The following is a 13,475-nucleotide window of genomic DNA, read 5'->3' as shown; positions in this document are numbered from 1 at the left end:
GCCCCGTGTCCGGCTTCGAGGACGCCGGCAACAAACCGCCGCCTCACTTCCTGGGGCATCGCGAGCGGCTGAAGGAACGCTTCCGCGAATCCGGGCCGGACGCCCTGCCCGATTACGAGCTGCTCGAGATGGTGCTGTTCCGCGCCATCAAGCGCGGCGACACGAAGCCCATCGCCAAGCAGCTGCTGGCGCGCTTCGGCACCTTCGCTGAGGTGCTGAGTGCCGGGCCCGAACGGCTGATGGAGGTGCGCGGCGTGGGCGAGGCGGTGGCGACCGAGATCAAGATCGTCCATGCCGCCGCCATGCGGCTCCTGCGCGGGGAAGTGCTGAACCGCCCGGTGCTCAACACCTGGAACGCCATTCTCGACTATGTGCGCGCCGCCATGGCCTTCAGCGACAACGAACAGTTCCGCATTCTCTTCCTCGACAAGAAGAACCAGCTGGTGGCCGATGAAGTGCAGCAGGAGGGCACGGTGGACCATACGCCCGTCTATACCCGCGAGGTGATCAAACGCGCGCTGGAGCTTGCCGCATCGGCCATCGTGCTGGTGCACAACCACCCCTCGGGCGACCCGGCGCCGTCACTGGCCGATATCGAGATGACGAAGAAGATCGTGGACGCCGGGCAGAGACTGGGGCTCGTGGTGCATGACCATGTGATCGTCGGGCGGAAGGGGCATTTCAGTTTCCGGTCGAACGGGTTGATCTGAGCCCCCGGTTCTCTGCCCGCGGAGGGGGAGAAGGCGAAAACCGCCTATCTTTCCCGCAGCCGTTCCAGCGCCTCCGGCGTATCGGCATCCAGCAGCACGGCATCGTCCGGCATCGCAACGTCCACGATCTCGTCGCCCAGCTGACCGAACAGCGCCCGCGCGCCGCTGTCGCCCGTCATCCCCGTCAGCGCCCCGAAGTGCTGCCGTCCCCACAGCACCGGATTTCCGCGCTCGCCCCTGAACACCGGAACGCAGACCGAGCGGTGTTCCACCGGGTTATAGGCCGCGATCAGCCGCCGCACCGCTTCGGGAGAAACCAGCGGCATGTCGCCCAGCGCAATAACCGCAACATCCGTATCCGGCGGCAGGGCCCCGACACCGGCGCGAAGCGAGGTGGACATGCCCTGGGCGAAATGCGGATTATGGACGAGGCTCACCGGCAGGCCCTCCAAAGCCTTGCCGATCTCAGCCGCGTCGCGGCCCGTCACCACCACCGTCACATCCGCCGCCTGCCGCATCGCGGCAACAGTGCGGCGGATCATCGGCTGGCCGTTGAGGTTGGCAAGCAGCTTGTTCGACCCCATGCGGGAGGACTGCCCCGCGGCCAGCACCACGGCGGCGACAAGCGGGGCGCGCTGCGGCTTCGGCTTGCCCTCGCGCGGGCTGGGGCGCGTGGAGATTTCGGCCAGAAGGCCCCCTGCCCCCATGTCCATGATGTCTTCCGGCGTGACCTTCACACCGGCCATGACGCGGGCCAGCACCCAGTCGAAGCCGTTGAGCTTGGGCGAGCGCGCGCAGGAGGGAACGCCGATCACCGGCACATCGCCCAGCGCGCCGAACATCATCAGGTTGCCGGGGTCCACCGGCATGCCGAGATGCAGAACCCGGCCCCCTGCCCTGGTCACGGCAACCGGGATCACGTCGCCACGGTCGGTGATGGCGGAGGCGCCGAAGACGAGGATGGGGTCGCAAGCCATGGCCTGCATCCCGGCGATCGCCGCCGTCACGGGGGCGATCTCATGCGCCACCACCTGCACCGCGGCCAGCGTGCCCCCCAGGGCGGCAATGCGCTCCCGCATCGCCTCCTCGGACTTCGCGACGATCGAAGGCTTGGTCTGCGGCAGCCGGGTGATGACCAGCCCCGCCCGCCTGTCGCGGAAGGCCGCCACCCGCACCAGCGGCGCCGACCCGATGATGGCCAGCGCCTTGTCCAGCACATCGCGCGGCACGGCGAAGGGGATGACCTTCACGGTCGCCACCATCTCGCGCTCCCCGACGATGGCGAAGGGCGGCACGGTGGCCAGCGTCAGGCTCTCATGCAGGCGGTTCAGCGCCCGCACGCGGCCCTCGTCGATAAGGGCGAGGCCGTGGACCGTGGCATGGAGATTGGCGCGGCCGGTGAAGGGAGCCTGCGCTTTCGTGCCCTCCGCGCCGATGCGCTGCGCCACCGCGGCGGCGGCCTCATCCTCCGGCACGTCATCGGCGTCGAGCTTCGCGGCAAAGACCGCCGGGACACCGGAGGCCCTCAGCAGCGCGATGTCGTCCGCCGTCAGCGTGCGGCCCTTCTTGAACATGCCGCCGTCATGCTTCACCGAATGCGCCAGGATGGCGCCCCCGGCCTCGTCAAGCGGCAGTTCGCCGAACTGCATGGATCAGCCGCCCAGCCGCAGGCAACGGGTGACCTCGCCCATGATCGACACGGCGATCTCCGGCGCGCCCCTGGCCCCGATGCTGAGGCCGATGGGCCCATGGATGCGCGCGATCTGACCGTCGCCGAAGCCCGCATCCTTCAGCCGCTGGGCGCGCGAGGCCTGCGTCTTCCTGGAGCCCAGCGCGCCAATATAGAACACCTCCGACTCAAGCGCCGCGTGGAGCGCCGGGTCGTCGATCTTCGGATCATGGGTGAGCGCGATCAGGGCGGTGCGCGGGTCAAGGCCCAACCGCGGGATCACCTCGTCCGGCCATTCGGCATGAAGTGCGATGCCGGGGAAGCGCGCGCCGGTTGCGAAGGCCCCGCGCGGGTCGATGACCGTCACGTCGTAACCCAGCTGCCGGGCGATCGGGATGACGCTCTGCGCGATGTGGACCGCGCCGATGATGACGAGCCTGAGCGGCGGATTGTGAATGTTGATGAAATGCCCCTCATGGCTGCCCGGCTGGTCGAAGCGGAAGGCCTCATCCAGCTTCTGCGCCAACGGGTCGGCCGCCGCTGCGCCGCGCGGCACGATGCGCTGCTCGCCCGTGCCGAGGTTGGTGATCAGCGCCACTGCCTGGCGGTTGGCGCGGGCGGCCAGCAGCTGTTCGAGGAGGTCGCGCTTCAAGCGATGGGCTCCACATAGACGCCGATGCGGCCGCCGCAGGCGAGGCCCACCTTCCAGGCCGTCTCGTCCGCCACGCCGAACTGCAGCAGACTGGGCTTGCCGGACGCGATGATGTCGATGGCCTCGGTCACCACCGCGCCCTCCACGCAGCCGCCGGAGACGGAGCCGAAGAAATTGCCCTCCGCGTCGATCACCAGCTGGCTGCCGATGGGCTGCGGAGCCGAGCCCCAGGTCTCGACGACGGTTGCGAGCGCCACCCTGCGGCCCTGTTTCAGCCAGTCAGCGGCCTGTTCGAGGATGGTGTGATCGGATGCGGCCATGACCGGGCTCCTTCGGTTTGTGCCGTCATCCCGGCGAAAGCCGGCGTGACGGAAGGTGGGGGTGAGACCTGCTGAAGCCACTTCTTCGGATCATGCTCCGGCCCCGGCGCCCCGGCAAGGGCGGCTGACAGGTCGCGCAGGCTGTCCAGCGAATGCACCGGGCGGAACTCATCGACATAGGGCATCATGGCGCGCACCCCGCCGGCCAGGGCCTGGAAACCGTCGAAGCGCAGCAGCGGATTGAGCCAGGTGATGCGCCTGGACTGCCGCCTGAGGCGCTGCATCTCATGCTCCAGCACATGCACATCCTCGCGGTCGAGGCCATCGGTCATGATCAGAACATGCGCCCCTTGCGTCAGCACGCGGCGGGCCCAGTGATAGTTGAAGTCCCTGAGCGTGGCGCCGATGCGCGTGCCGCCGGACCAGTCCCTCACGGCGCCGGAGACCCTGGCCATCGCCTCGTCGACGTCGCGCCGCTTCAGCGCGCGCGTGACGTTGGTGAGCCTTGTGCCGAAGAGGAAGACATGCACCCGGTCCCGGTCATTGCCGAGCGCGTGGAGGAAGTGGAGGAACATGCGCGAATAGTTGGAGCATGAGCCGGAAATGTCGCACAGCACGACAAGCGGCGGCTCATGCCACTGCTTCTCGCGCCGTGCGAGGCCGATGAATTGGCCACCCGCCCGCATCGAAGCCCTGAGCGTGCGGCGCATGTCGATGGCAGCACCCCCTGGCGCGCGCTGCCACCGCCTTGTCATGATCAAGGTGCGGTGCATGCGCAGCCTGGCGATGGCCTGCTTCGCCTGCGCCTGCTCCGCCACCGTCATCTGCTCGAAGTCCTTGCGGCGCAGAAATTCATCGGCCGAGGCCGTGAAGCTGGCGTCGAGCTCCAGCTCGTCCTTCCTCTGGCGCTGCTGGCCCTGGGTTTGCTGCTGGTCGAACATCGCCTCGGCGAGGCGGCGGAAACCGGCTTTCTTCGCCTCCTCCGGCGTGTTGCGGGCGATTTGGTGGAAGAACAGCTGCATCAGCTGCTCCAGCATCTTGGGCTTCTTCCAGAACACGTGGAAGGCCTGGTCGAACACCTCGTTCTGATCGCGCCGCTTCACGAAGACGGCATGCAGCGTCCAGTAGAAGTCATCGCGCGTGCGCAGCGAGCCCGACATTGCGGCATCGAGCGCATCGATCACCGCACCCGGCCCGGCGGGGATACCCGCCTCGCGCAGCACCCGGGCGAAATGCATGATGTTCTCCGCCAGGCGGCCCGACAGCGGGCGCCGGTTCTGGTTGGCGGGGGTTGAGAACGGGTTCTGCATGGCCCTTATGTATGCGACATGGTCCGGATTTCATCCTTGATCTGGTCGAGGATGCGCTTGGCCTCGCTGCCCTGCATGCGGCTGATGTCGTCCTGGTACTTCAAGAGCACGCCCAGCGTGTCGTTCACCATCTGCGGGTCGAGCGAAAGCGAGTCGAGTTCGTGCAGGGCCGTCACCCAGTCCAGCGTCTCGGCCACCCCTGGTGCCTTGTAAAGATCGCCGCCGCGCAGCGACTGGACGAAGAGCACGACCTCCCGGGCCAGCGCGTCCGGCGCCCTGGGGCGGCGGGCCTTGACGATCTCAAGCTCGCGCCCCGCATCCGGGTAGCCCACCCAGTGATAGAGGCAGCGCCGCTTCAGCGCGTCATGGACTTCGCGGGTGCGGTTGGAGGTGATGATGACGATGGGCGGTTCTTCCGCCTTGATGGTGCCGAGCTCGGGGATCGTCACCTGGAAATCCGAGAGCACTTCGAGCAGGAAGGCCTCGAAGGCCTCATCCGTGCGGTCCAGCTCGTCGATGAGCAGCACCGGGGCCTGGCCCGCGGGCGCTTCGAGCGCCTGCAACAGCGCGCGCCTGATGAGGAACTTGTCCGCGAAGATATCGTTGCCCAATCGCTCCCGGTCGAGCTCGCCCGCCGCTTCGGCCAGGCGGATCTCGATCATCTGGGCGGAATAGTTCCATTCATAGACGGCCGAGTTGACGTCGAGGCCCTCATAGCACTGCAGGCGGATGAGCTTGCGGCCCAGCGCTTCGGCCAGCACCTTGGCGATCTCGGTCTTGCCGACGCCCGCCTCGCCCTCAAGAAACAAGGGCCGGCCCATCCTGAGGGAGAGGAAAACGACCGTCGCGAGGCCGCGCCCCGCGATGTAGCCCGTCGAACCGAGGAGCTTCACGGTCTCGTCGATGCTGGTGGGCACTGTTTTTGTCATGCTTCACTTTCCTCTCGGGGTCCTACCCCCTGACCGTCATCCCGGCTTTCGCCGGGATGACGGCATTGGGGGTGGCGCGAAACTGAAAAAGGCCCGCGACCAATGCGCGGGCCTTTTTCACGCAATCGTCAGGCCTACTTCGCCGCGTCGACGGCGCGCTTCGCCATGACCGTGATCAGGTGCGCGCGGTATTCGGCGGAGGCGTGCAGGTCGTTGTTGAGGTCCTTGGCGGGCACCGGGGTGCCGGTCAGCGAGGCGGAATCGAAGCCCTTGCCAAGTGCGGCTTCCAGCGCGGAGGCGCGGAACACGCCCGCACCCGCGCCAGTCACCGCCACGCGCGGGCCGTCAGCGGTGTCCGCCACGAAGACGCCGACCATGGCATAGCGCGAGGCCGGGTTGGGGAACTTGGCATAACCCGCCTTCCTCGGGATCGGGAACTCAACCGCCGTGATCACCTCACCGTCTTCCAGCGCGGTCGAGAACATGCCGGTGAAGAAGTCCTCGGCCCTGATCTTGCGGGCATTGGTGTGGATCGTGGCGCCGAGACCGAGGCAGGCGGAGGGATAGTCCGCCGCCGGATCATTGTTGGTGACCGAACCGCCGATCGTGCCCTTGTTGCGCACATGCGGGTCGCCGATGCCGCCGGCAAGCGCCGCCAGCGCCGGGATCGCCTTCCTGACCTCGGCGCTGTGGGCCACCTCGGCGTGCGTGGTACCCGCCTTGATGACCACGGTGGCGCCGACCGATATGCCGCTGTTCTTCAGCGCACCGAGGTCGATGATGTCGGAGGGCGACGCGAGGCCCTGCTTCATCGTGGGGATCAGCGTCATGCCGCCCGACATATATTTGGCGTCGGGCCTGGCCGTGGCTGCCTTGACCGCATCGTCAACCGAGGCGGGGCGATGGTAATTGAAGTTTTCCATGTGTCTGGTCCTCCCGCCTTATTCCGCGGCCTTCTTGAGGTGCCGCATCTGCTTCCACACCACGTGCGGCGTTGCCGGCATAGGCACGTCCACCACGCCCAGCGCGTCCGTCACCGCGTTCATCACGGCCGCCGGAGAGGCGATGGCGCCGGCCTCGCCGCAACCCTTCATGCCGAGCGGGTTCGACGGGCACGGCGTGCAGGTGAAGCCCAGCTTGTAGGACGGAACGTCCGCCGCGCGCGGCATCTGGTAATCCATGTAGGAGCCGGTCAGCAGCTGGCCCGACTCCTTGTCATAGACAGCCCCTTCGGCCAGCGCCTGGCCGATGCCCTGGGTAATTCCGCCATGCACCTGGCCTTCGACGATCATCGGGTTGATGACATTGCCGAAGTCGTCGACCGCGGTATAGTTCACGACCGTGGTCACTCCGGTGTCGCCGTCGATCTCGATTTCGGCGATGTGCACGCCGGCCGGGAAGACGAAGTTCGACGGGTCATGGAAGGCGGACTCCTTCAGGCCCGGCTCGATCTGGGCCGAGTTGAACTTGTGCGCCACATAGGCCGACAGCGCCACTTCGCCGAAGGCCATCTTCTTGTCCGTGCCCTTCACCGTGAAGGCGCCGTTCCTGAACTCGACGTCGTCGGGCGAAGACTCCATCACGGCCGCGGCGATGCGCTTGGCCTTGGCCTCGATCTTGTCGAGGGCCTTGGCCACCGCCGTCATGCCGACAGCACCCGAGCGCGAGCCATAGGTGCCCATGCCGAACTGCACCTTGTCGGTGTCGCCATGGACGATCGACACATTGTTGATGTCGATGCCGAGGCGGTCCGACACGAGCTGCGCGAAGGTCGTCTCGTGGCCCTGGCCATGGCTGTGGGAACCGGTGAGGATCTCCACCGTGCCGACCGGGTTGACGCGCACTTCCGCAGACTCCCACAGGCCCACACCGGCGCCCAGCGAACCCACCGCCGCGGACGGTGCGATGCCGCAGGCTTCGATATAGGCCGAGTAGCCCAGGCCCCGGAAGTTGCCCCTGGCGGCCGAGGCCGCCTTGCGCGCCGCGAAGCCCTTCACGTCGGCAATCTCCAGCGCCTTGTCGAGGGTGGCCGCATAATCGCCCGCGTCATAGCACATGATGACCGGCGTCTGGTGCGGGAACTGGGTGACGAAGTTCTTCCGGCGGAATTCGGCCGGGTCCATCTTCAGTTCGCGCGCCGCGGTTTCGACGATGCGCTCCACCACGTAAGTGGCTTCCGGACGGCCGGCGCCGCGATAGGCGTCAACCGGCGCGGTGTTGGTGTAAAGCGCGTCCACCTCGGCATAAATATTGGGGATGTTGTACTGGCCAGACAGCAGCGTGGCGTAAAGATAGGTCGGCACGCAGGACGAGAAGGTGGAGAGATACGCTCCCATCGCCGCCTTGGTGTGGACCTTGAAGCCGATGATCTTGCCCGATGCGTCCGTCGCCATTTCGGCATGGGTGACGTGGTCGCGGCCATGCGCGTCGGCAAGGAAGCTCTCGGTGCGCTCGGCCGTCCACTTCACCGGGCGGCCGCCGACGAATTTGGAGGCCCAGACGCAGACCACCTCTTCGGCATAGATGAAGATCTTGGAGCCGAAGCCGCCGCCCACGTCCGGGGCGACCACGCGCAGCTTGTGCTCGGGCGCCAGGCCATGGAAGGCCGAGATCACGAGGCGCGCCACATGCGGGTTCTGGCTGGTGGTGTAGAGCGTGTAATGCTCCGCACCCGTGTCATAGTAGCCAATGGCCGCGCGCGGTTCCATGGCGTTGGGGATCAGGCGGTTGTTGACCAGGTCGATCCTGGTCACATGCGCGGCGCGCTTGAAGGCGGCGTCGGTGGCGGCCTCGTCGCCGATCGACCAGTTATAGACGCGGTTGTCCGGCGCCACATCATGAACCTGCGCCTTGTGGCCCATGGCCTCGGCGACGTCGACGACATGCGGCAGCACGCCGTATTCGACATCCACCGCCGCGGCGGCGGCCTTGGCCTGCTCGCGCGTTTCGGCGATGACGACGGCCACGTGGTCACCGACATAGCGCACCTTGCCGAGCGCCAGGATCGGGTGCGGCCCGGCCTTCATCGGCGAGCCGTCCTTCGAGTGGATCATCCAGCCGCAGATCAGGCCGCCCAGCTTGGTGGCCGCCACGTCCTCGCCGGTGAAGACGCCGACGACGCCCGGCATCGTCCTGGCGGTGGACGTGTCGATCTTCTTGATGGTGGCATGCGCATGCGGGCTGCGCACGAAATAGGCGTAGGTCTGCCTGGGCAGGTTGATGTCGTCGGTGTAATTGCCCTTGCCGGTGAGGAAGCGATGGTCTTCCTTGCGCTTGACGCGGGCGCCGATGCCAGTTCCGTTATCCATATCTTCGGTCCTCCCAGGATTACATGTTGGCCGCGCCGGCCTTAACGGCGGCGACGATGTTATGATAGCCGGTGCAGCGGCAGATATTGCCCTCGAGCTCGTGGCGGATGGTCTCCTCCGACAGGTCCTTGCCCAGCCGGTTCACAATGTCGATCGAGGCGATCACCATGCCGGGGGTACAGAAGCCGCACTGGAGGCCGTGGTTGTCTTTGAAGGCCTCCTGCATCGGGTGCATCTTGCCATCCCTGGCGAGGCCCTCCACCGTGGTCACCTCGGCGCCGTCATGGGCGACGGCGAGCGCTGTGCAGGATTTCACGGCCTTGCCATCGACCAGCACAACGCAGGCGCCGCACTGGCTGGTGTCGCAGCCGACATGGGTGCCGGTGAGGCCGAGCTTCTCGCGGATGAATTCGACGAGCAGCGTGCGGCCCTCGGCCTCTCCGCAAACGGACTCGCCGTTCACTGTCATGGAAATTGCAGGCATATGGGTCCTCCCGGTTTGGACTCCCCCGGCCCGGTTTCTGCACAGACGCGCCGTCCTGCGCCCCCTGCCCGGTGCCGTGGAATTCTGTGATTGCCGGAACGCATACTCAACCGCGAATTCCCAACCGTCAAGGGTGCTGCAGGCCCTGCGGCAAAGCAAAAAGTCATATGTTTCAACGATGTTGCAGTGCACATGCCAATCCGCCGCAGCTGCCGAGGCGTAAATGTCCCAAACCCTCCAGCCAACGGATGCTGCCATGCGCCTCATCATGTGCCTTTTCGCCGCCTTTCTGACATTCGCGCTCCCTGCCCGGGCAGAATCGCTCTCCGCCCAGGACGAAGCGGATTTCCGCGCCGTGATCGCCGATCAGATCGCCGCCTTCCGGGCCGATGACCAAGCCCGCGCCTACAGCCATGCGGCCCCGATGATCCGCCAGATTTTCCCGGACCCCGACCGCTTCATGGCCATGGTGAAGCAGGGCTACCGGCCGGTCTACCGCCCCCAGTCCTTCAGCTTCGGCAAGGCCGGCTTCTCCGCCTCCGGACGGCCCATCCAGCGGGTCACCATCGTGGGGCCCGACGGGATGACCTACGAGGCCATCTACACCATGGAGCGCCAGCCGGACGGAACCTGGCAGATCAACGGCTGCGCGCTGGTGCGGGCGCCGGACACCAGCGCCTGAGGGCGCCCGCGTTCCTCATAATCATCATGCCCGGGCTTGCCCCGAAGGGTAAGGCAGGTGAGTTTTCGGGGCTGTCAGGAATCCCGTGCGCGGGGCCGGTTGACATTCACCGGCCTGCGAACCGTTCGCCGAGAATAACAGCGAACTGGACTGGCGTTTCGGTCCACCCGCGCGGCGTTCCGGACCGCGGCTCACCATAGAGCCCATCGATGCCGGAGACGGCGAAGCGCATTGGCGTCCGGGTCGACAACCGCGCAGATCGCCTGGTTCTGCATCCCCTCCGCCGCCGCAAGAGCAATCCGCGCCCGGCGCGCCAGAGCATGACCCGTGCCCCGCACCCGAACCAACTGCTCCAGCGCCGCCCGCTGCGGCGGCTCCAAAACAAACACGACAGCAGGCTCGCCCATGTCATGACCCGAAGTCAAATCAGGGTTCGATCATACGGATTGACCGGTCAGCAGGCCAGCATTTCGGCATATATTCACATCCCGTCGGCATTCCGCGGACGATATCGCCCGACACTCTGCTCGATGGCCCCAAATATGGAATGTCCGTCGCTTCCCTTCATCTCGATCCGCACCATGTCGCCAAAGCGGAGGAAGGCGGTCCTGACATTACCTCCGGCGATGATTTCGGCCATCCGCATTTCGGCGATGCAGGAATATCCGCAACCTCCCCGATCGACCATCCTTCCCGGACCGCCTTCGATGCTCCTGTTCGAAACCGTGCCCGATCCCACGATGGTTCCAGCCGCGAGCGGACGGGTCTTCGCGGCATGAGCGATGAGCGTCGGAAAGTCGAAAGTCATGTCGAGGCCCGCATTTGCCCTGCCGAAAGGCTTGCCATTCAGATCGACCATCAGCACGAGATGGACCTTGCCGCCGTCCCACGCCTCGCCGAGCTCGTCCTTTGTCACTGCCACGGGAGAGAAGGCGGAGGAGGGCTTGGACTGGAGGAAACCGAAACCCTTCGCGAGTTCGGCGGGAACGAGGTTCCGGAGGCTGATGTCATTCGCCAGCATGATGAGGCGGATGTGTCTTTGGGCCGCGGCCGGCGCCACTCCCATGGGAACATCGTCCGTCACCACGGCCACTTCGCCTTCAAAGTCGATGCCCCAGGCCTCATCCGCCATCAGGACCGGGTCACGGGGTGCGAGGAAGGAATCCGATCCGCCCTGGTACATCAGAGGATCGGTCCAGAAGCTCGCTGGCATTTCGGCACCGCGGGCCCGGCGAACGAGTTCCACGTGGTTTACATAGGCGGATCCATCGATCCACTGGAAGGCGCGCGGCAGGGGCGAGGCACATGCATGCTCGTGAAAGCGGACACTGGGAACGGCGTCGCGTTCAAGCCGTTCTGCAAGGTCAGCCAGTTGCGGGGCCGCCCTCTCCCAATTGTCGAGAGCCTGCTGCAGCGTATCGGCGATGTTGTGGGCCGGGGTGGCGCGTGTGAGGTCTCGCGACACGACAACCAGCCTCCCGTCGCGGCCGGACTTCAGTGACGCGAGCTTCATGGTTTTCCGGCGAACCTGCGATCGAGCCCATCCCAGCACCGGTCATAATCGGGCTGCAGCGCCGCGAGCGAGGCCGCATAGGAGGTGAGCTGCTGGGGGTACCGGGTCTCGAACATGAAGGCGAGCGTATCCGTCAGCTTGTGCGGCCTGAGCTCTTCCGTGGAGGCTCTGGTGAAGGCGGCGAGATCCGGACCGTGCGGCAACATGCAATTGTGCAGACTCATGCCGCCGGGCAGGAAGCCGTCCGGCTTGGCGTCATAGCGGCCGTGGATCAGGCCCATGAACTCCGACATGATATTGAGGTGATACCACGGCGGGCGGAAGGAGTTCTCGGCCACCATCCAGCGCTCCGGGAAGATCACGAAGTCGACATTCGCGGTTCCCTCCTCTCCCGTCGGCGCCGTCATGACGGTGAAGATGGATGGATCGGGATGGTCGAAGAGAATTGCGCCCACGGGCGAGAAAGTGCGGAGATCATATTTGTAGGGCGCGTAATTGCCGTGCCAGCCCAGCACGTCGAGCGGCGAGTGGCCGATATCGCAGCGGTAGAACTTGCCGCACCACTTGACCCACACCCGGCAGGGCGTTTCCTTATCCTCGAATGCGGCGACGGGCGTCTTGAAGTCGCGCGGATTGGCAAGGCAGTTGGCGCCGATGGGGCCGCGGTCCGGCAGTGTGAACTTCGCGCCGTAATTCTCGCAGCAATAGCCGCGCGCCGGGCCCTCGACGAGTTCGACCTTGAACTTCATGCCGCGCGGCATGACGCAGATTTCGCCAGGCTTCACCGTGACGCGGCCAAGTTCCGTGAAGAAGCACAGGACACCCTGCTGCGGCACGACGAGGATTTCGCCATCGGCATTGTAAAAATAGTCATCCACCATCGAGGTGTTGACGAAATAAATGCCGGCCGACATGCCGGCCTGCGTGTGGACATCGCCCGCGGTCGTAATCGTGCGAAGTCCGGACAGGAAGGTCAGCTCGCCTTCGGGTTGCTCCGGCGGGCTCCAGCGCAAGGGCCCGATCGGCAGATCGTGCTGATCTATGCAGGGGGCGGTCTTCCAGTGGGGGAACTCCACCCCCGTGAAGCGCGAGGTGTGGCGCACGCTCGGCCGCATCCGGTAGAGCCAGGAGCGCTCATTGGTACCGCGCGGCGCCGTGAAGGGAGAGCCCGAAAGCTGCTCGGCATAGAGGCCGTAGGCGCATTTCTGCGGCGAGTTCCGGCCATAAGGCAGAACCCCCGGCAAGGCTTCCGTTTCGAAGTCATTTCCGAAGCCCGGCATGTAGCCCGGCACAATGGCGCTCCGCATGCCCGCTCCCGATCGGTTGCGCTTACGACGACAACATATCGTTGCATATGCAACGACTTTCAGTCAAGCTGCAATCATGCAAGCCAGGTTCAAACTCTGTGAGTTCTTGCCCTTCAGGTTGAATGTGCTCGCCCAGACGGTGTCTGAGCGGCTCTCCGCCGTCTATGCGGGCAAGTTCAATCTGGATATTCCGCAGTGGCGAATCCTCGCCAACCTCGCCTCGCGCGGAGACATGACGGCCCAGGAGATCGCCCGTGTCACCCATGGCCACAAATCGACGATCAGCCGGGCCGTGCGGGAACTTGAGGATCGCGGACTCATCGCGCGGAAGGTTTCATCATCCGACAGGCGAAGCTTCACGCTGACGCTGACGGGCGCCGGCCGCCGCATGTTCCGGCGGTTGCTGCCGCTCGTCCTCGACTTCGAGCGGAACCTCATTGCGGCACTTTCAGATGCCGATGCCCGGTCCCTGCTGAAAGGGCTGACAGCGCTTGAAGCGGCCCTGCTGCGGCCAGGGGGCGGCGACAAGTGAAGCTCAGCCGCCGCGTCCGGTCTTCGACTTCTTGCCCGGTCCTGGGCACTTATCGGGCG

General features: G+C 65.8%; 14 protein-coding genes. 3 read left to right on the top strand and 11 right to left on the bottom strand.

All coding sequences use genetic code 11. The features are described 5' to 3' along the window. The first annotated feature begins 5 nt into the window (after positions 1-5). Entirely contained in the window at positions 6-710 is a 705-nt protein-coding gene (gene radC, locus IOC69_RS05975; RefSeq protein WP_290542629.1) for a DNA repair protein RadC, read from the top strand. 44 nt (positions 711-754) lie between these two features. Here the strand turns inward: radC and IOC69_RS05970 are convergent, their stop codons facing one another. The 8 genes from IOC69_RS05970 to IOC69_RS05935 all read right to left on the bottom strand — a co-directional run bounded on the left by IOC69_RS05970 (position 755) and on the right by IOC69_RS05935 (position 9,382). After that, positions 755-2,359 (bottom strand): molybdopterin-binding/glycosyltransferase family 2 protein, encoded by a 1,605-nt coding sequence (locus IOC69_RS05970; RefSeq protein WP_290542628.1) that lies wholly within the window; start codon positions 2,357-2,359, stop codon positions 755-757. Between the two features lie 3 nt (positions 2,360-2,362). Then, a complete protein-coding gene (locus tag IOC69_RS05965) occupies positions 2,363-3,031 on the bottom strand; it encodes an XdhC family protein (protein ID WP_290542627.1) in 669 nt (222 codons plus the stop codon). Next, positions 3,028-3,351: an XdhC family protein gene (locus IOC69_RS05960; RefSeq protein WP_290542626.1), complete on the bottom strand. Its 324-nt coding sequence runs from the start codon at positions 3,349-3,351 to the stop codon at positions 3,028-3,030. Before IOC69_RS05960 ends, IOC69_RS05965 begins: the two co-directional genes overlap by 4 nt. Beyond that, positions 3,303-4,661 (bottom strand): VWA domain-containing protein, encoded by a 1,359-nt coding sequence (locus IOC69_RS05955; RefSeq protein WP_290542625.1) that lies wholly within the window; start codon positions 4,659-4,661, stop codon positions 3,303-3,305. The genes IOC69_RS05960 and IOC69_RS05955 overlap by 49 nt, the downstream gene beginning before the upstream one ends. 5 nt (positions 4,662-4,666) lie before the next feature. Continuing rightward, a complete protein-coding gene (locus IOC69_RS05950; RefSeq protein WP_290542624.1) occupies positions 4,667-5,590 on the bottom strand; it encodes a MoxR family ATPase in 924 nt (307 codons plus the stop codon). A gap of 134 nt (positions 5,591-5,724) precedes the next feature. Then, positions 5,725-6,513, bottom strand: coding sequence for a xanthine dehydrogenase family protein subunit M (locus tag IOC69_RS05945; RefSeq protein ID WP_290542623.1), 789 nt, complete (start codon positions 6,511-6,513; stop codon positions 5,725-5,727). An 18-nt stretch (positions 6,514-6,531) separates the two neighbouring features. Next, positions 6,532-8,898 carry a xanthine dehydrogenase family protein molybdopterin-binding subunit gene (locus IOC69_RS05940; RefSeq protein WP_290542622.1) on the bottom strand — a complete coding sequence of 789 codons (2,367 nt, stop codon included), beginning with the start codon at positions 8,896-8,898 and terminating at the stop codon, positions 6,532-6,534. Between the two features lie 19 nt (positions 8,899-8,917). After that, on the bottom strand, positions 8,918-9,382 hold the full coding sequence (locus tag IOC69_RS05935; protein ID WP_290542621.1) for a (2Fe-2S)-binding protein: 465 nt from the start codon (positions 9,380-9,382) through the stop codon (positions 8,918-8,920). Positions 9,383-9,638: 256 nt separating this feature from the next. On the opposite strand from IOC69_RS05935, the gene IOC69_RS05930 reads away from it, so the two are divergent. Next, on the top strand, positions 9,639-10,064 hold the full coding sequence (locus tag IOC69_RS05930; RefSeq protein WP_290542620.1) for a DUF4864 domain-containing protein: 426 nt from the start codon (positions 9,639-9,641) through the stop codon (positions 10,062-10,064). A 191-nt stretch (positions 10,065-10,255) separates the two neighbouring features. Here IOC69_RS05930 and IOC69_RS05925 read toward each other — a convergent pair whose 3' ends face one another. The 3 genes from IOC69_RS05925 to hmgA all read right to left on the bottom strand — a co-directional run bounded on the left by IOC69_RS05925 (position 10,256) and on the right by hmgA (position 12,884). Next, positions 10,256-10,471 carry a hypothetical protein gene (locus IOC69_RS05925; RefSeq protein ID WP_290542619.1) on the bottom strand — a complete coding sequence of 72 codons (216 nt, stop codon included), beginning with the start codon at positions 10,469-10,471 and terminating at the stop codon, positions 10,256-10,258. A gap of 74 nt (positions 10,472-10,545) precedes the next feature. Then, complete coding sequence (locus IOC69_RS05920) at positions 10,546-11,577, bottom strand: fumarylacetoacetate hydrolase family protein (protein ID WP_290542618.1); 1,032 nt, start codon at positions 11,575-11,577, stop codon at positions 10,546-10,548. Further along, positions 11,574-12,884 (bottom strand): homogentisate 1,2-dioxygenase, encoded by a 1,311-nt coding sequence (gene hmgA / locus IOC69_RS05915; RefSeq protein ID WP_290542617.1) that lies wholly within the window; start codon positions 12,882-12,884, stop codon positions 11,574-11,576. The genes IOC69_RS05920 and hmgA overlap by 4 nt, the downstream gene beginning before the upstream one ends. Positions 12,885-12,990: 106 nt before the next feature. Here hmgA and IOC69_RS05910 point away from each other — a divergent pair, with 106 nt between their 5' ends. Then, a complete protein-coding gene (locus tag IOC69_RS05910; RefSeq protein WP_290542616.1) occupies positions 12,991-13,416 on the top strand; it encodes a MarR family transcriptional regulator in 426 nt (141 codons plus the stop codon). Positions 13,417-13,475: the final 59 nt, after the last annotated feature.

Source organism: Aestuariivirga sp., assembly GCF_020252405.1.
GTDB lineage: Bacteria > Pseudomonadota > Alphaproteobacteria > Rhizobiales > Aestuariivirgaceae > Aestuariivirga.
Note: the sequence above shows the minus strand (reverse complement) of the source record. Positions and strands in the feature narration are given on the sequence as shown.